At 42.8% G+C, this 16433-nt stretch carries 12 protein-coding genes and 1 pseudogene; all 13 read left to right on the top strand.

What is annotated here, in order from left to right:
* Positions 1–2: 2 nt before the first annotated feature.
* The 13 genes and pseudogenes from RMZ43_RS09720 (at position 3) to devC (ending at position 16381) form a co-directional block, all read left to right on the top strand.
* Positions 3–1001 (top strand): spondin domain-containing protein, encoded by a 999-nt coding sequence (locus RMZ43_RS09720; RefSeq protein ID WP_322649041.1) that lies wholly within the window; start codon positions 3–5, stop codon positions 999–1001.
* Between the two features lie 203 nt (positions 1002–1204).
* Positions 1205–2203, top strand: a complete 999-nt coding sequence (hemF, locus tag RMZ43_RS09715) for an oxygen-dependent coproporphyrinogen oxidase (protein WP_322649040.1) — start codon at positions 1205–1207, stop codon at positions 2201–2203.
* Between the two features lie 351 nt (positions 2204–2554).
* Positions 2555–3190 carry an L-2-amino-thiazoline-4-carboxylic acid hydrolase gene (locus tag RMZ43_RS09710; protein WP_322649039.1) on the top strand — a complete coding sequence of 212 codons (636 nt, stop codon included), beginning with the start codon at positions 2555–2557 and terminating at the stop codon, positions 3188–3190.
* 201 nt (positions 3191–3391) lie between these two features.
* Positions 3392–4981, top strand: a complete 1590-nt coding sequence (locus tag RMZ43_RS09705) for an FAD-binding protein (protein ID WP_322649038.1) — start codon at positions 3392–3394, stop codon at positions 4979–4981.
* Between the two features lie 227 nt (positions 4982–5208).
* Positions 5209–6495: pseudogene (locus RMZ43_RS09700) on the top strand (glutamyl-tRNA reductase); the annotation flags it as partial.
* Between the two features lie 215 nt (positions 6496–6710).
* The gene (locus RMZ43_RS09695) at positions 6711–7775 is read left to right on the top strand and encodes an aromatic ring-hydroxylating dioxygenase subunit alpha (RefSeq protein ID WP_322653979.1); all 1065 of its coding nucleotides are present in this window, start codon (positions 6711–6713) and stop codon (positions 7773–7775) included.
* 153 nt (positions 7776–7928) lie between these two features.
* Entirely contained in the window at positions 7929–9005 is a 1077-nt protein-coding gene (locus tag RMZ43_RS09690) for an aromatic ring-hydroxylating dioxygenase subunit alpha (RefSeq protein ID WP_322653978.1), read from the top strand.
* A 208-nt stretch (positions 9006–9213) separates the two neighbouring features.
* A complete protein-coding gene (gene hemE / locus RMZ43_RS09685; RefSeq protein WP_322653977.1) occupies positions 9214–10266 on the top strand; it encodes a uroporphyrinogen decarboxylase in 1053 nt (350 codons plus the stop codon).
* A 6-nt stretch (positions 10267–10272) separates the two neighbouring features.
* Complete coding sequence (gene hemC / locus RMZ43_RS09680) at positions 10273–11259, top strand: hydroxymethylbilane synthase (protein WP_322653976.1); 987 nt, start codon at positions 10273–10275, stop codon at positions 11257–11259.
* A 366-nt stretch (positions 11260–11625) separates the two neighbouring features.
* On the top strand, positions 11626–12615 hold the full coding sequence (gene hemB / locus RMZ43_RS09675; protein WP_322653992.1) for a porphobilinogen synthase: 990 nt from the start codon (positions 11626–11628) through the stop codon (positions 12613–12615).
* A 312-nt stretch (positions 12616–12927) separates the two neighbouring features.
* Positions 12928–13959: an oxygen-dependent coproporphyrinogen oxidase gene (gene hemF / locus RMZ43_RS09670; RefSeq protein ID WP_416212444.1), complete on the top strand. Its 1032-nt coding sequence runs from the start codon at positions 12928–12930 to the stop codon at positions 13957–13959.
* A 33-nt stretch (positions 13960–13992) separates the two neighbouring features.
* A complete protein-coding gene (locus RMZ43_RS09665; protein WP_322653974.1) occupies positions 13993–15192 on the top strand; it encodes an ABC exporter membrane fusion protein in 1200 nt (399 codons plus the stop codon).
* Between the two features lie 22 nt (positions 15193–15214).
* Positions 15215–16381, top strand: a complete 1167-nt coding sequence (gene devC / locus RMZ43_RS09660) for an ABC transporter permease DevC (protein ID WP_322653973.1) — start codon at positions 15215–15217, stop codon at positions 16379–16381.
* The last annotated feature ends 52 nt before the right edge of the window (positions 16382–16433 follow it).

Here is a 16433-nt window from a genome sequence, read left to right as displayed (position 1 = left end):
TTATGGCAAATCAACAAATTTTCAAAAGTCTTCGAGGAACCATCACAGCTACAGCGATCGCAGTTAGCTCAATGATTGCAATAGCATCAGCTGCGACAGCAGTCACATTAAAGGTTTCTGTTGAAAATCTTGGGCCAAGCGGTGGCTCTCTATTGCCTCCAATCTGGGTTGCTTTTCAAGATGGTAGCTTTGATACTTTCGATGTAGGTGCTCCTGCCTCATCAGGAATCAAGTATATGGCTGAGGATGGCATTTCAGGTCTTGAGAGCAACATTTTTGGTGAGTCGGATTTCCTTAGCAATGTATTGTATAGAGTTATACCTAAAAAATCGACTATTGGCGGTTTGTTTGCTGAAAGTTCAGCAGCTAAGAACGGTGGTGTTCAAGACCTACTCTTCCCTAACCCCGCTGATTGGTTATACCCGAATGCTCCAGTCGCTTTCCCAGGTCAGGTTGCCACAAAGACGATTGAGTTGAATGGCGATACTACCAGCCATCGCTACTTTAGCTACGCCTCATACGTCTTTCCTAGTAATGATGCTTTCATCAGTAATGAGAAACCAATCGAAATCTTTGATGCTAGCGGTAAATTCATCGGAGCTGACTTTATCGTTCTCGGAAATCAAGTCTTGGATGCTGGTACTGAGGTGAACACCGAAGACCGAGCTAACATCGGATTCCCATCTGAGAGAGGATTTGAGTTTAGCGCACTTGGTAGTGGCATTCCCGAAAATGGGACGATCCAACCCCACCCAGGCTTTAAACCCCTTGGTGCCGGCGGCGTCCTTGATTATACTCTTGGCGGAAATCAACTTTTTGCCAATGCAGATTTTAAAGCTTCAGGCTACCAAGTAGCGCGGATTAAAATCACAGAAGTAACCAAGTCTGTGCCAGAACCATCTACAACTGGAGCGATCGCCTTCGGTGGACTTTTAATCTTGCTTCGTCAAGTCCGTCGGAGCATGAAACGAAATCCTCACCTAAATTTGTCTCATTCGTAAAATTATCGTTGATTGACATTTGTGTAGAGGTAGGTTTTGTAACAAATCTCTGATTCGTTGCAGGCTTTTTAATAAAACCTACCCCTACACCAACAGAAAATTACATTAACAATTTATTCACCTAGAAATTTCCTTGAGCTAAGTCCATTAAAGACTAAATATCGCAAACTTTAACCCAATCAATCGTGGCGAAAGAAGCAACTATGTCTAAAATTTTAGAACGATCAATCACACAAAAACTGGAAATGCCCGGAATAAAAGTGTTCAGACAAATGTTTGATAACACTTGTCAAATGATTGAACAACTTGATGGCAAGGGTAAATTTATTGAACAACCGTGGACACGTAATAACGGCACTTGGGTGGGTGGTGAGAGTAGTGGAGACTCAATCTATATTGACCGAGCTTTAGACAACGGCAATGTTTTTGAAAAGATTGGAGTCAACTATGTAGCGATCAAAGGTGAACTGCCTCCCGGAATGACTTTTGAAAAGTCAGGAGCTTTGGCAACAAGTGAAGCGGATAAAACTTTTGGCGATAAAGGTACTCCCTATTTTGCTACGGGTACTAGCTTTGTTATCCATCCCCATAACCCAATGGTTCCAATCGCCCATGTCAACTACCGTTATTTCCAACTGGGTCATAGCAACCAGCCAAATTATTGGTGGTTTGGTGGTGGTGCGGATCTAACCCCTGCATACCTGTTTGAAGAAGATGCAGTTCACTTTCATAAAATACACAAGGATGTTTGCGATAAACACGATACTTCCTATTACCCACGTTTTAAAAAGTGGTGTGATGAATACTTTCATGTATCTCATCGTGGTGAAAGCCGAGGAGTTGGTGGAATTTTCTTCGATCATCTAAACAATCGTCCTGTAGAAGAACTTCTAGCGTTTGTTACAGACTGCACTGAGGCATTTGCTCTCGCCTACCTACCGATTGTAGAGAGGCGTAAGGATATGAATTTTACAGAAGAGAACAAGTACTGGCAGCGAATTGTTCGGGGACGTTATGTAGAGTTCATTCTAACTTCTGATCGCGGTGCTCGCTTTGGTATAGCCAGTGGCATGGTGAACCATCAAAGTGTTTTCAACTGTATGCCTCCGGCTGCTTCTTGGGCATATAACGATCAACCCACTCTTGGTAGCCAAGAAGCAATCTTAAGAGAAGTTTTGAGAACTCCACGAGAGTGGGTATAGGATTTCGGAATTGATAAAGACAGCCAACACAGTAAAGGTAGCTGTTGAGTGACATGAAAATAACACAACTGCTGAACATGGAGCGATCAAAAGTTAAGACTTGGATAAAACCTCAATTGAAAATCTACAAAAGATTTCCACAAAAAGGAGGAAGCAATGTTATTTTACAGACGATAAAGCTTTATTGGTTGGTAATAAATGAGTTTGAAGTTGATCTTGTATTAGCTTGTCGTGATATTCTCAGATATTTTCTGATTGTCTTGATCATTTATTGCCTCTTTTCCACAGTTAATGTTCATCCATAAAACTAGTTTTTGTTTGTGATTATTGTAAAATAATAGGGAAGTGAAGATGGAAACTAAGATAGGTGTAGATAAGATAGGTGCAGGCGATCTACGGATGGAAGACATCCTCAACATAGATGAATCAAAAGCTATGAGCTTGTTCCGGAATAGATTTGTCAGATATAAAAAGCTGGCAAAGGAAATGGGAGATCAAGCCGCTTTTGAAAAAATGATGGAAAAGTACCCTGAACAGCAGAAAGCATTAATGGGTGCTTTTATTGATAACGCTACTTTAGCCGAAGGCTTCAAGAAACCAATTCCCCTGTTGAAAATGATGGGCTTTGTTACGGAAATAGTAGATATTTCCCAGAATGGAACAGACGCTACACTTGAAATTCAAAGAGTTTGCCCAGCTTTATCTCTTGCTAAAGAGTATGGTTTTGAAACGCCTTGCTATCTGCTCTGCGAAATGGAACAAGAAGCAGCCAGAAGAGCTTTTCCTGGCTTGAAAGCTTCAATTCTTAGTAAACAAGCTGAAGGCGACTGTGTTTGTGTATTTAAGTATGAAAGACCAGAACAACAGGTGACACAATCCACGAAAAATACATCGAGCATCTTTTCTAAAGTCATAAATCTGTTTCGAGTAGTTCCCGTTCTTATTCAGATCGGTATTAAGATGCTCAAGATTCGCCTTTCTAATTAAGTGGTAGTTTTGAACAATTTTAGTAGTAGTCCAAAATTATTTTGATGCACTTAATCTGGTGCTCTCACAGTTGAAAACTGGCTTTATGTCCATCGCACGTTTCTGTCAGCTTGAGAGATGGTGAGTCAAAACGTTTAAATCATACGCACATTATCAGTGTCTAGCCTCTCTTTATGAGTTTTTGCATTGTCAAGGTAAATCATGAACAGTGTTATCTCAGATCTACAACACATCATCGAAGGTGAAGTTAGCGGCATAGAAGAAGATTTAGTCGCAGTTTCTCAAGATTTTGGTGGCATTATTCAAAAACAACCCCAAGTTGTAGTTCGTCCTCAGAATGCAACTGATGTGGCGAAATCAATACAATATGCTGCCAAGCAGGGGATAACGGTTTCTTCGCGGGCGGCAGGACATTCGCTTAGTGGTCAATCCCTAAACGAGGGAGGCATTCTCTTAGATATGAGGAGGCTGAACCAAGTTCATGACCTTGATGCAGACCAATTATGTTTTAAGGCAGATGCTGGTGCAACTTGGCGACAAATTGTGAATGCATCAATTTTGCACCGTCTGATTCCTCCTGTTCTCACCAATTACTTTGATGTCACTATAGGGGGAACCCATTCGGCGGGAGGACTAGGGCAGAGTTCGTTTCGTCATGGCTCCCAAGCCGATAATTGTTTGGGGCTAGAAGTGGTTACTGGAACAGGAGAGTTGGTCTGGTGTACGCCAAAGCAAAACAGTGAGTTGTTTTATCATGCACTCTGCGGCTACGGACAATTCGGTATTATTACAAAAGTCCAGCATCGGCTTAGGCCCTACCGTCCTCTCACCCGTACCTATTTCCTCTGCTACGACGACTTAGATACCTTTCTACAGGATGAGCAATTGCTAATAGCAGAGGATCAGGTGGATGGGTTGCTGGCGTTATTTTCTCCTTGCATTATGGGCGTGGCTAGATCTGGAGAAAAAGGACTACGACCGCTCATTGAGTGGTTCTACAGGATGCAGATTACCTTAGAAGTTGATTCACTCAACGGCATCAATGAGGAAAAACTGCTCTCAAGTCTAAACTTCTATCGTCATGTTTACACCGAAAATTTGACTTTTGAGGAGTTTGTGCAACCTGTAATCCAGGTTCCTCATCTTCCCGGAACGGCAAATCCTTGGATTGATGTGCTTTTGCCAGGATCGACCGCAAAAGAATATATTGAAACGGTTCTTGAACAGGTTCCCGGGTTTATTGACTTCAGGACTACTCCCATCGGTTCCTTTGGGTTGGTTTCTCACAATACCAATATGCCTATGTTCGCCTTACCAGAAGAAGAGTTGGTTATCGGGTTTGGGATGTATCCCACCGTTCCCAAAGCTCAAATTCAGCCTATTTTAGAGCAGTTGAATCTGTTTACTAATCTAGCGTACCAAATGGGTGGTAAGCGGTATGTAGCAAGTTGGGCTGAATTGGATTTAGCGCAGTGGCGACTTCAGTTTGGTGATTATTGGTTGCAAGTTAATGAATTGAAGCAGAAATACGATCCTCAGGGAATCTTGAACCCAGGGTTTATCAAATATGAAGACATAACCTATGCAGAGATGGAGCAGTTACACACTCCGTTTACTCAAGCGGTTGTCTCTGAATTACTGCCAGTTCCTCTCACCAAAGATATTCCTGTGGTCGCATCGTCTGATTCTCGATTAACCCTTTCTCCTAAAGCGATCGCTCTAGCAGCCTTAGCAATTCTATTTTTCTTGCTGTTCGGTGTACCCTTATCCGGTCAGGCGTATCCGCTTTAATCTGTTGATTGGTATGCAAATTCGTGAGTGGAATCTACAACAAACAAACTTTTGCTTTTTGAAACTCGTGTTTACCTCTAATACCGTTTCACTTTAAGGTTGATACATTTAGGCAAGCAGGGGAGCAGAGGAGCAGGGGAGCAGAGGGGAAAGAATTTGTATCAGGATTTTAGTGAAATGGTATAACTCAGCAGAAACCAGTTAATAAAAGTGTAAAAGGAGGAAGGATGAATATTATCGCCGTCGGTCTTAGTCACAAGACTGCTCCGGTTGAAATTCGTGAAAAACTGAGTATTCCAGAAGAGAAAATTGAACAGGCGATCGCTTGTCTATGCAACTATCCCCATATCCAAGAAGCTGCTATTCTTAGCACTTGCAACCGATTGGAAATTTATCTGGCTGTCCTATCAGCAGAGCAAGCGATCTTAGAAGTGACTCAGTTTCTTTCAGAGCATAGTAAATTATCTAGCCAAGATTTGAATTATCATTTATTTGTCTTGCTTCAGCAGGATGCTGTGATGCACCTGATGCAAGTTGCTTCTGGTTTAGATAGTTTGGTCATCGGAGAAGGACAAATTCTCGCTCAAGTCAAACATGCCTACAAACTAGGTCAACAGCACAATGGCATTAAACAGATTCTCAATCAACTCTTTAAACAATCGCTAACAGTTGCTAAGAAAGTCAGAACAGAAACTTCGATTGGTAGCGGAGCAATCTCAATCAGTGCGGCAGCAGTAGAACTTGCTCAAGTCAAAGTGAAAGATTTGTCAGCCTATCGAGTGGCGATCGTGGGTGCTGGCAAGATGTCTCGATTACTGGTGCAACATCTGTTATCTAAGGGAGCAAACCGCATTTCAATCATCAACCGTTCTATCGAACGGGCACAGGAATTAGCCAATCAGTTCAGCGAGGCTCAACTGCAATGCTATCTCCTGAGCGAAATGATGACGGTTATTGCTGCCTCTGATCTGGTGTTTACTAGCACTGCTTCTACAGAACCTCTACTAGATCGAGCCAAACTGGAGATGATATTGGCAGCTAATCAACCACTGATGTTGTTTGACATCTCCGTTCCACGCAATGTTCATGCTGATGTAAATGAGCTGGCTCATGTTCAAGTGTTTAATGTCGATGATCTCAAAGCTGTTGTAATGCAGAACCATCAAAGCCGACAGCAGGCGGCGATGGAAGCTCAAAGGTTGATTACAAAAGAGGTAGAAGCATTTCGTGCCTGGTTGCGATCGCTAGAAGCCGTTTCTACAATTAGCTGCTTACGAGAAAAAGTAGAAAGCATTCGTGAGCAAGAGTTAGAAAAAGCAATGTCACGCCTTGGTTCAGAGTTTGCTAAAAAGCATCAAGAAGTGATCGAAGCACTCACCAAAGGCATTGTTAACAAAATCCTGCATGAGCCAATGGTGCAACTTCGCACACAACAGGATCTAGAAGCCCAACGCCTTGCGGTTCGGACTCTGCAAATGTTGTTTAACCTAGATACCGAATTTCAAAATCGCTCTATTAGTAAAACAACCACGATCACTACTACTACTACTACTAAAATAATCACCAAAATTTGATGAATCGCTGGTTAAAAAGTCGGTTGAATCGGTGTTAATGGAGAAACTACATCTCGAACAAAAATTATCACGTCAACTTACTACCTCTGATTATTTAGAAATCATTCAAAAGTAAAAACAAAGAATTCCCCATATCTAAATTGCAGGAACTAAGGATGTTAAAAAATTTCTGGTACGCTTGCGAATTCAGCAAAGCCGTCACCAACCAGCCCAAGCAAATCGTGATGCTAAAGCAAAAATTTGTCCTCTATCGTAACTCTCAAGGACAAGTGATAGCCCTCAAAGATCAGTGTCCCCATCGTGGCGCTGCCCTCTCTATGGGCTGGATTGACAACGACTGCATTCGCTGTCCTTATCATGGATGGCAATTCCAAGCAGATGGGAGATGTGTTGATATACCTTCTAATGCACCTGAGACTCCTATTCCTCCAAAAGCTCGTGTCGAGACTTACCCAGTGCAAGAAAAATATGGGTTTGTTTGGATGTTTTATGGAGATTTACCAGAAGCAGAGCGTCCGCCAATTCCACCTTTGCCAGAATACGAAGAACCAGGGCTTCATCACCTTTTCTACGAATATAAAGTAAACACTCATTACACTCGCACCTTAGAAAATTCTTTGGACTACGCTCATACCCGTGTAGTACATGCTAATTCTTTTGGCAAAGGGTTTGAACGAGACCAAACAATTGGACAATACGAGATTAATGTAGAAGAGTTTGGTGCAAGTTCCACAGTTGTTATCAAACAACACTCTAGACCAAAAGGTTTTTTAAAGTTTTTCCATCACTCAGGAACCACAGATGTTACTTCAAAAATAAGCTTTTACCTGCCTAATATTAATAAGATGGAAGGTTATTTTGGTGGTGGTAAGCTTGTTAATTTTGGCATTCACATTCCTATTGATGAAACCACCACACTTATTAAGCGGATTCAGTTTCGCAGCTTCTTTACTTACTCTTGGGCAGATCCCGTATTCCAAAGGTCTAACTTGAAGATAAGTAGGGAAGATGCAGTAGTAGCTGAGTCTCAATATCCTAAAGCTATACCTGATGATTTGACAGATGAAGTTCATGTTGCTTGTGATGCTATATCTCTTGCTTATCGTAAGCTCCGTCAAAAATATCTGAAGATGGGCTGGGGTTTAGAATCGTGTGAGAGTAAATTAGGCAACTCGAATGGAAATCTAGTACAACCCTCTTCTGCTGCATTGGTGAACTAGAGTTTTATCTTATAGTCCGCTAGATTCAATGAAGGTATTTCTTTTAAGCTCTGCTTCACTGTTGATTACATCTATTTCATTAGTTCAACCTGGTAAGTGCAACTTATATCAAATTACCAAAACAACTTTTCATTAAAGCAGGAGCTAAAAGTAATGAAGAACTTGAAAAACTTTTGGTACGCTTGTGAACTCAGTACAAATATCACTAAGCAACCCAAAAAAATCATCATGTTTCAGCAGAGATTTGTTCTCTATCGCAATTCTCAAGGACAAGTCGTAGCCCTAAAAGATCAGTGTCCTCATCGCGGTGCTGCTCTCTCTATGGGCTGGATTGACAACGACTGCATTCGCTGTCCTTATCATGGATGGCAATTCCAAGCAGATGGGAGATGTGTTGATATACCTTCTAACGCACCGGAAACCCCTATTCCTCTAAAAGCTCGCGTCGAAACTTACCCAATTCAGGAAAAATACGGGTTTGTTTGGATGTTTTTAGGAGAATTACCAGAAGCAGAACGTCCGCCTTTGCCCTCAAATCTTCCAGAATATCTATTTACAAGTATGCGTCCTGCTCCCCATGTGGATCTCGATCATGCTAATTATGTCCGTCTCATGGAAACGAATCTTGATTTTGCTCATGTCATTGCTATCCATCGGAAAAGTTTTGGTCAAAGAATTCCACTGAATTCAACTGTTAGATACCAAGTTGAGGAGGATGACTGGAGCGCTGTTGCTAAATTCACCTATGCTTCCTTAAATAATCCCAAAAAAATCTTGAACTTTTTACTAGGTGGACGCCCGCAAGTAACACTAAGATTGAGCTTTTACCTACCTAACTTTACCCTAGCTGAAATTAGTGTAGGTGGAGATACTAGATTTCCGATTAAGTTCGCTGTTTTAGCAGGTTACTGCCCAATTGATGAAAACACAACTTCTGTCAAACGTATTTTGTTCCGTAACACTCTACCCCTACCTTGGCTAGATAAGTTGTTCATCAACCTTGACTGTCTACTAGCTCAGGAAGATACGGTAGTTATCGAAACTTTAACTCCTCAGTCACTTCCTGAACCATCAGAAGAACTTCACGTTGCTGCTGATGCTCTTAATATCACTTTGCGTAAACTTCAGCAAAAATATCTGGCAAAGGGCTGGAGTCTAGAGCCGTCTCAGGGCAAATCAGATGATTCAAACGGGCATTGGGCAAAACATTCTGCTGTGTTGGTGAATTAGATTCCACATCATAGAAAAGTCAAATAAATCGCGCTCAAAAAGTTTGTGGCACATTTGTCATAGATTGTTCTGATTCCAGCTTACTTAATTGATGATACTTTCTAGTGAGTTTGTATTTACACAAGTCATTTTGTCTTCTGTCTGACAATCCATTTATTTGATGATCTCCAGGAATTGGTAAACAACTAAACAAGGAATTCTTTGATATATGCAAAACTATAGGTTATTGCAAGCAGCCCGAGGTGAAGTACTGGATCGTCCGCCTGTGTGGATCATGCGCCAAGCGGGTCGCTATATGAAAGTCTATCGGGATTTACGCCAAAAATACCCCTCTTTTCGAGAGCGTTCTGAAAACCCTGATTTGGCAGTGGAAATTTCCCTGCAACCTTTCCATGCCTTTAAGCCCGATGGGGTGATTATGTTCTCAGATATTCTCACGCCGCTACCTGGTATTGGCATACCCTTTGATATTATCGAAAGCAAGGGCCCAGTATTTGAAAACCCAATTCGTACACAGGCGCAAATTGATGCGCTCACACCCCTTGATCCCGAAACATGTTTGCCATTTGTGCGTGAGATTCTGACAACACTGCACAAAGAAGTGAATGGTCAAGCAACTATTTTGGGGTTTGTTGGCGCTCCTTGGACGCTAGCTGCTTATTGCATTGAAGGTAAAAGTTCAAAAGACTATGCCATCATTAAGGGTATGGCTTATTCACAGCCAACCATGCTGCATCAGTTTCTCGCAAAACTTGCAGATGCGATCGCTATTTACGCGCGTTATCAAATTGATTCTGGGGCACAGGTAGTGCAACTATTTGATTCTTGGGCAGGACAACTCAGCCCTCACGATTTTAAGACGTTCTCTCTACCTTATCTGCAACGGGTCGTGCAACAAGTCAAAGCAACCCACCCAGACACACCCCTGATTCTGTATATCAACAACAGTGCTGGAATTTTGGACTTCATGGCACACTCTGGTGTAGATATCGTTAGCGTAGACTGGACTGTTGATATGGCAGTGGCACGGCAACGCCTCGGTGCAGATATAGGAGTTCAAGGAAATATTGATCCGTGTGCGTTATTTGGTTCTCAAGAGTTTATCCGCAACTGCATTCTCGACACAATAAACAAAGCAGGGAACCAAAAACACATTATGAACCTCGGTCACGGTATTCTACAGAACACTCCAGAAGAGAATGTTGCTTTCTTTTTTGAAACTGTTAAACAATCCAACTATTTGTGCAATAATTCTAACTAACGTTATATGACTACACTCCATTCCACTTCATCTACGATTTCTAGTTCTACTCGCACAATTCGCATTGGTTCTCGTAAAAGCCAACTAGCTCTGATTCAAACTTACTGGGTGCAAGAACAACTCCAGAAACGCTTTCCTAATATTTCTTTTGAAGTTCAAACTATGTCCACCCAAGGTGACAAAATCTTAGATGTTGCCTTAGCCAAAATTGGGGACAAGGGACTCTTCACCAAAGAACTTGAATTGGCAATGCTAAACGAAGAGATTGACTTTGCTGTTCACTCTCTTAAGGATCTGCCGACTCGTTTGCCAGAGGGGTTAGTGTTAGCAGCTGTAACAGAACGGGAAAACTCAGCAGATGCTTTAGTTGTGCATGAAAAATACAAAGATAAGCAAATTGATACGCTACCAGAAGGTACAGTGATTGGTACATCTTCCCTGCGACGGCTAGCACAGTTGCGCCACCAATTTCCCCACTTCACGTTTAAAGATGTGCGAGGAAACTTGAATACGCGGATGGCAAAGCTAGATGATGGGGAGTACGATGCATTGATTTTGGCAGTTGCCGGATTACAACGGTTGGGGATGAGCAATCGCATTCATCAAGTTTTGCCAACTGACGTTTCTCTCTATGCTGTCGGACAAGGAGCCTTGGGCATTGAATGCCGTAGCGACGATTTGGAAGTGCTGTCGCTCCTTAAAGCAATTGAACATATCCCAACCCGCGATCGCGTTCTTGCCGAACGTGCATTCTTACGGGAATTAGAAGGCGGTTGCCAAGTGCCAATTGGGGTTGATACCCAGTTGCAAGCAGATACACTAACGTTAACGGGGTTAGTCGCCAGTGTGGATGGTAAACAGGTAGTAAAAGATTCTGTGACTGGTTTTGTTAACGAGGCAGAACAGCTAGGAATTCAATTGGCTCAAAGTTTGCGGCAACAGGGAGCGCAGGACATTTTGGAGGAAATTTTTAAGACAATCCACCGGGGCTAATACCAATTCGCAATGGGCTTCTCTGCGAGACGCTAAAAGCGAACGCCCCGCTACGCTAACGCAATGACGCTCATTTCTCTCTACGAGACGCTACGCGAACGCTAACGCAATTAAAAAACTTAGATACAGCAATTCTTTCGAGGTTTACATCTGTATCAGATTTTTCGTGAAATGGTATAAGAAACTTGCTGGTAGAGCATATTTACTAAGAACGTAGAATAACCTGCATTGTTTAGTTACATCAAATCCGTTTGATGGATGACTAATAGTAAAGGCGGGTTTAGCAGATAAAACTTTAATCGAATCAAGGGTTTGATGACAAAACTCGCCTCTACAAACCGTCCTTTTTTATCTTTAATCACCACTATGTTTCCAATTCATCGCCCTCGTCGCCTGAGAAGTCATCCGCAACTTCGTCGGATGGTGCGTGAGACTGTTTTGACAACCAGTGATCTTATCTATCCCCTCTTTGCCGTACCTGGTAAAGGAATTGCCAAAGAAGTGAAATCCATGCCTGGTGTTTACCAGTTGTCAGTAGATAAAATTGTGGAAGAAGCCAAAGAAGTTTACGACCTTGGCATCCCTGCAATTATCCTATTTGGCATTCCTCAAGATAAAGACTTAGAAGCAACGGGCGCATGGCATGATTGTGGTATTGTGCAGAAAGCTGCTAGTGCTGTGAAACAAGCAGTGCCAGAACTAATTATCATTGCTGATACCTGTTTATGTGAATACACTAGTCATGGACACTGCGGCTATCTGGAAGTTGGTGACTTGACTGGGCGCGTTTTGAATGATCCAACACTAGAGTTGCTGAAGAAAACAGCGATTTCTCAAGCTCAAGCTGGTGTAGATATCATCGCTCCTTCGGGGATGATGGACGGGTTTGTGCAGGCAATTCGGATTGGGTTGGATGAAGCTGGCTACCTTGACACTCCGATTCTTTCATATACCGCAAAGTATGCTTCGTCTTACTATGGCCCTTTCCGAGATGCTGCTGAGTCAACGCCACAATTTGGCGATCGCCGCACATACCAAATGGACTCTGGTAATACCCGTGAAGCCCTCAAAGAAGTTGAACTTGATGTTGCTGAAGGGGCTGATATGCTCATAGTGAAGCCAGCCTTAGCATACATGGACATTATCTGGCGCGTGAAGGAGGCAAGCCAATTACCTGTTGCTGCTTATAACGTTTCTGGCGAATATTCCATGATTAAAGCCGCAGCACTCAACGGTTGGATAGACGAACAGCGAGTAGTCATGGAAACATTGACTGGCTTTAAACGGGCTGGTGCTGACTTAATTCTGACCTACCATGCCAAAGATGCTGCTCGTTGGTTAGCTAAAGGCAATTGAACAAGAGGCAGGGGAGCAGAGAGCAGGGAGCAAGGGGATAATTCATACCAATTCACAATTCGCAATGGGCTTCTCTGCGAGACGCTAAAAGCGAACGCCCCGCTACGCTAACGCAATGACGCTCGCAGGCTCGCTACCGCTACGCTAACGCAATTAAAAAACTTAGATACAGCAATGCTTTCAAGGTATGCATGTGTATCAGATTTTTCGTGAAATGGTATAAGACCCCCCTGCCCTCTGCCCCCTGCTCCTTTGCGGTTCTAATGATAAGTCTTTCACTGAACACGATTAGGAGATTAAGTTGAGATGATAATGACTGCTTCGACTTCTCAAGCAACCCAATCCAAATTACCTCCAGCTGATGCAAAGGCCAGAGTCAGCCAATTCATGCAGCAATTGCAAGATAACATTTGTCAGAACTTGCAACAACTTGATGGCGTAGCCACATTTCAGGAAGATACATGGGAACGGGCTGAAGGAGGTGGTGGGCGATCGCGCGTTCTACGTGACGGTGCGGTTTTTGAACAAGGTGGAGTCAACTTTTCCGAAGTTTGGGGTTCCTATCTTCCATCCTCAATTTTGGCACAACGTCCTGAGGCAACTGGACATAAATTTTATGCCACAGGCATTTCTTTAGTGTTGCATCCTCGCAATCCTTATATACCAACGGTTCATCTCAATTACCGCTACTTTGAAGCAGGGCCAGTTTGGTGGTTTGGTGGTGGTATTGATTTAACACCTTACTATCCTTTTGCTGAGGATGTAGCTCATTTCCATTCCACGCTCAAACGGGCGTGTGACGCTCATCATCCTGAGTATTATCCAGTGTTTAAGCCTTGGTGCGACGAGTATTTTTATCTGAAACATCGTCAGGAAATGCGGGGTGTAGGCGGTATCTTCTTTGATTACCAAGATGGTCAAGGTCATCTGTATCGAGGCCCCAATATCGAAAATCCAGCAGCTGTTTATAGTAACCAAATTGGAACTATAGAACCACGTACTTGGGAAGAATTATTTGCTTTCGTGCATAGCTGTGGAGAAGCTTTTTTACCTGCATACGTGCCGATTGTAGATCAGCGACGCTTTATGGAATATGGCGATCGCCAGCGTGACTTCCAGTTGTATCGCAGAGGTCGCTACGTGGAATTCAACCTAGTTTATGACCGTGGAACAATCTTCGGTCTCCAAACAAATGGGCGCACAGAGTCAATTCTGATGTCGCTACCACCTATAGTACGCTGGGAATACGGCTATAAACCAGAAGCTAATACACCAGAAGCCGAGTTGTATGAAACTTTTTTAAAGCCTCAAGATTGGGCTGACTGGACATCTCAGGTCAGATAAAAGAGCTATTAATCACTCCACACAGAACTCAAGATGAACTTCCAAGTATTATCAAAGCGTTCACATCAATGGACGTTTGCCCTGATTATTGCTGCCACTGCCATCTCAAGCACAATTGTTTTCTATAGCATTTCCCAATTAAGACAGAATGCCCAGCCAACGGTCGTTGTAAAATCTGCTCCAATCGTTCGCAAAATCACTGCTTTAGGACGCATAGAACCAGCAACGGAAGTTATCAAAGTCTCTGTACCTGCAACTCTGAGCAATGAGCGCGTGGCTAAACTACTAGTACAACGGGGCGATCGCGTTAAAGCAGACCAGGTCATTGCAATCATGGATGCACAAGCTCGTTTGCAAAATGCCTTATTTGAAACGCAAGCACAGGTTAAGGTATCGCTATCAGAATTGGCAAAGGTGAAAGCTGGCGCTAAATCTGGGGAAATTGCCGCCCAAAAAGCTGAAATTGTTCGCCTGCAAAAGCAGTTAAAAGGCGAAATTGCTAGTCAACAAGCCACGATTGCTCGTTGGGAAGCTGAGGTGCGAACTGCCAACTCTAACTACAATCGCTATTTCTCACTTTACAAAGAAGGAGCGATCGCTTCTTCAGAGCGAGATCAAAAGCTGCTTGTTTTAGAAACAACACAAGCACAGCTTAACGAAGCTAAAGCTAAACAAGACCAAACCGCAGATACAATAGAGCAGCAAATCAGACAAGCCAGAGCTACCTTAGAGAAGATTACTGAGGTACGTCCGGTTGATATACAGGCAGCTCAAGCTGAGGTAGATAAGGCAATCTCAGAAGTTAAAAAGGCCAATGGTGACTTAGCCCAAGCATACATCCGCGCACCGATGGCAGGTCGCATTCTTGATATTTACGCTAAACCTGGAGAAGTCGTTGGCACAAATGGCATTGCTGAACTAGGACAAACTAACCAGATGCAAGTCGTGGCAGAGGTTTATCAGACTGATATTGAGAAAATTCAGCAAGGTCAACCAGCCATGATCACAAGCGAATCATTTTCTGGTAGTCTTCGTGGAACCGTTCGTTTAATTGGATTGCAGGTGATTCCTCAAGAAGTGACTAGTGGCGAACCCGGAGAAAATCTTGATCGCAAGGTAATTCAAGTGAGAATTCAACTCAATCCTGACGATAGCCGACGGGTTGCGAATTTAACCAACTTGCAGGTACAAGTCGCTATTCAACCCAAGGCTTTATCAAGCAATAGTCAGTAGACACTCTAAATATCAAAATTTTATGTTTCGTAAATTATTCCGTAAAACACCGCTAGCTTGGCTGCAAATGAGTCGCCAAAAAACCCGTCTGCTGGCTGCGATCGCAGGAATTACCTTTGCCGATTTTTTGATGTTTTTTCAACTTGGTATCAGGGATGCATTGTTTGATTCACAGGTTAGTCCATACGCCACACTTCAAGGAGATTTGTTTTTAGTTAATAAGTTATCTGATAACCTTGCATCGGTCAAAAGTTTCTCAAGAGACAAGCTCTATCAAACATTAGGTGTTGATGGTGTAGCATCCGTTAGCCCGTTGTATATTGGTCAAGCAACATGGCGAAATCCTGACAGCCAAGCTAGTCGTCAAGTCTTTGTTTACGGGATTGATCCAAATCGGTCAGCCTTTAGTTCTCCCGATGTAAATCAAAACTTGGATAAACTAAAGTTATTAAATCGAGCGCTGTTCGATAAAGGAGGGCTTCCTCAACTAGGAAATGTATCTGCTTTATTAAAGAAGAATAACCCAATTTCCGTTCAGGTGAATAACTTTGAAATTAAGGTTGTTGGATTATTTTTACTCGGTTCTTCCTTTTCTGCTGAGGGCAATCTCATCACGAGTGACTCTACTTTTTTAAGACTCTTTACTCGTCGGAAAGCGGATGAAATTGATGTAGGGATCATTAAACTGCAACCTAATACATCAATTGAGCAAGTGCAGGCAAATTTGCGAACAATTTTGCCTAATGATTTATTGGTGCTAACTCTTAATGAATTCACCGCCCGTGAACGCGCATACTGGGAAACAGGTTCTCCTATCGGCTTTATCTTTGGACTTGGCGTAGCAGTCGGTTTTTTAGTCGGAGCGGTCATCGTCTACCAAATTTTATACACAGATGTTTCTGATCATTTGCCAGAATATGCAACATTGAAGGCAATGGGCTACAGTGATGGGTATTTAATTGGGATTATTATTCAAGAGGCGCTTTTCTTAGCGATTCTGGGCTTTATACCAGGTTTTCTACTTGCAAATGGACTTTATACTCTCTTCAGGTCTGCAACGCTTCTGCCGATCGCAATGAAACTGAACCGTGCGATCGCGCTGCTGGTGTTGACTATGATCATGTGTGCTGGAGCCGGAGCGATCGCTATGCGAAAGCTACGAGCTGCTGATCCTGCTGATATCTTCTAAATTTTTAATTGGGTTGAAGTTTGTCAAAGCTTCACATCTCAACTCATAACTT

The sequence above is a fragment of the Nostoc sp. CmiVER01 genome (genome assembly GCF_034531135.2).
Lineage (GTDB): Bacteria > Cyanobacteriota > Cyanobacteriia > Cyanobacteriales > Nostocaceae > Nostoc.
This window is presented reverse-complemented; position numbering and strand designations above follow the sequence as displayed.

What these genes read in the sequence shown, in the direction of transcription:
- RMZ43_RS09720 (WP_322649041.1), top strand. Translation starts at nt 3, where the DNA reads ATGGCAAATCAACAAATTTTCAAAAGTCTTCGAGGAACCATCACAGCT.
- hemF (WP_322649040.1), top strand. Translation starts at nt 1,205, where the DNA reads ATGTCTAAAATTTTAGAACGATCAATCACACAAAAACTGGAAATGCCC.
- RMZ43_RS09710 (WP_322649039.1), top strand. Translation starts at nt 2,555, where the DNA reads ATGGAAACTAAGATAGGTGTAGATAAGATAGGTGCAGGCGATCTACGG.
- RMZ43_RS09705 (WP_322649038.1), top strand. Translation starts at nt 3,392, where the DNA reads ATGAACAGTGTTATCTCAGATCTACAACACATCATCGAAGGTGAAGTT.
- RMZ43_RS09695 (WP_322653979.1), top strand. Translation starts at nt 6,711, where the DNA reads ATGTTAAAAAATTTCTGGTACGCTTGCGAATTCAGCAAAGCCGTCACC.
- RMZ43_RS09690 (WP_322653978.1), top strand. Translation starts at nt 7,929, where the DNA reads ATGAAGAACTTGAAAAACTTTTGGTACGCTTGTGAACTCAGTACAAAT.
- hemE (WP_322653977.1), top strand. Translation starts at nt 9,214, where the DNA reads ATGCAAAACTATAGGTTATTGCAAGCAGCCCGAGGTGAAGTACTGGAT.
- hemC (WP_322653976.1), top strand. Translation starts at nt 10,273, where the DNA reads ATGACTACACTCCATTCCACTTCATCTACGATTTCTAGTTCTACTCGC.
- hemB (WP_322653992.1), top strand. Translation starts at nt 11,626, where the DNA reads ATGTTTCCAATTCATCGCCCTCGTCGCCTGAGAAGTCATCCGCAACTT.
- hemF (WP_416212444.1), top strand. Translation starts at nt 12,928, where the DNA reads ATGACTGCTTCGACTTCTCAAGCAACCCAATCCAAATTACCTCCAGCT.
- RMZ43_RS09665 (WP_322653974.1), top strand. Translation starts at nt 13,993, where the DNA reads ATGAACTTCCAAGTATTATCAAAGCGTTCACATCAATGGACGTTTGCC.
- devC (WP_322653973.1), top strand. Translation starts at nt 15,215, where the DNA reads ATGTTTCGTAAATTATTCCGTAAAACACCGCTAGCTTGGCTGCAAATG.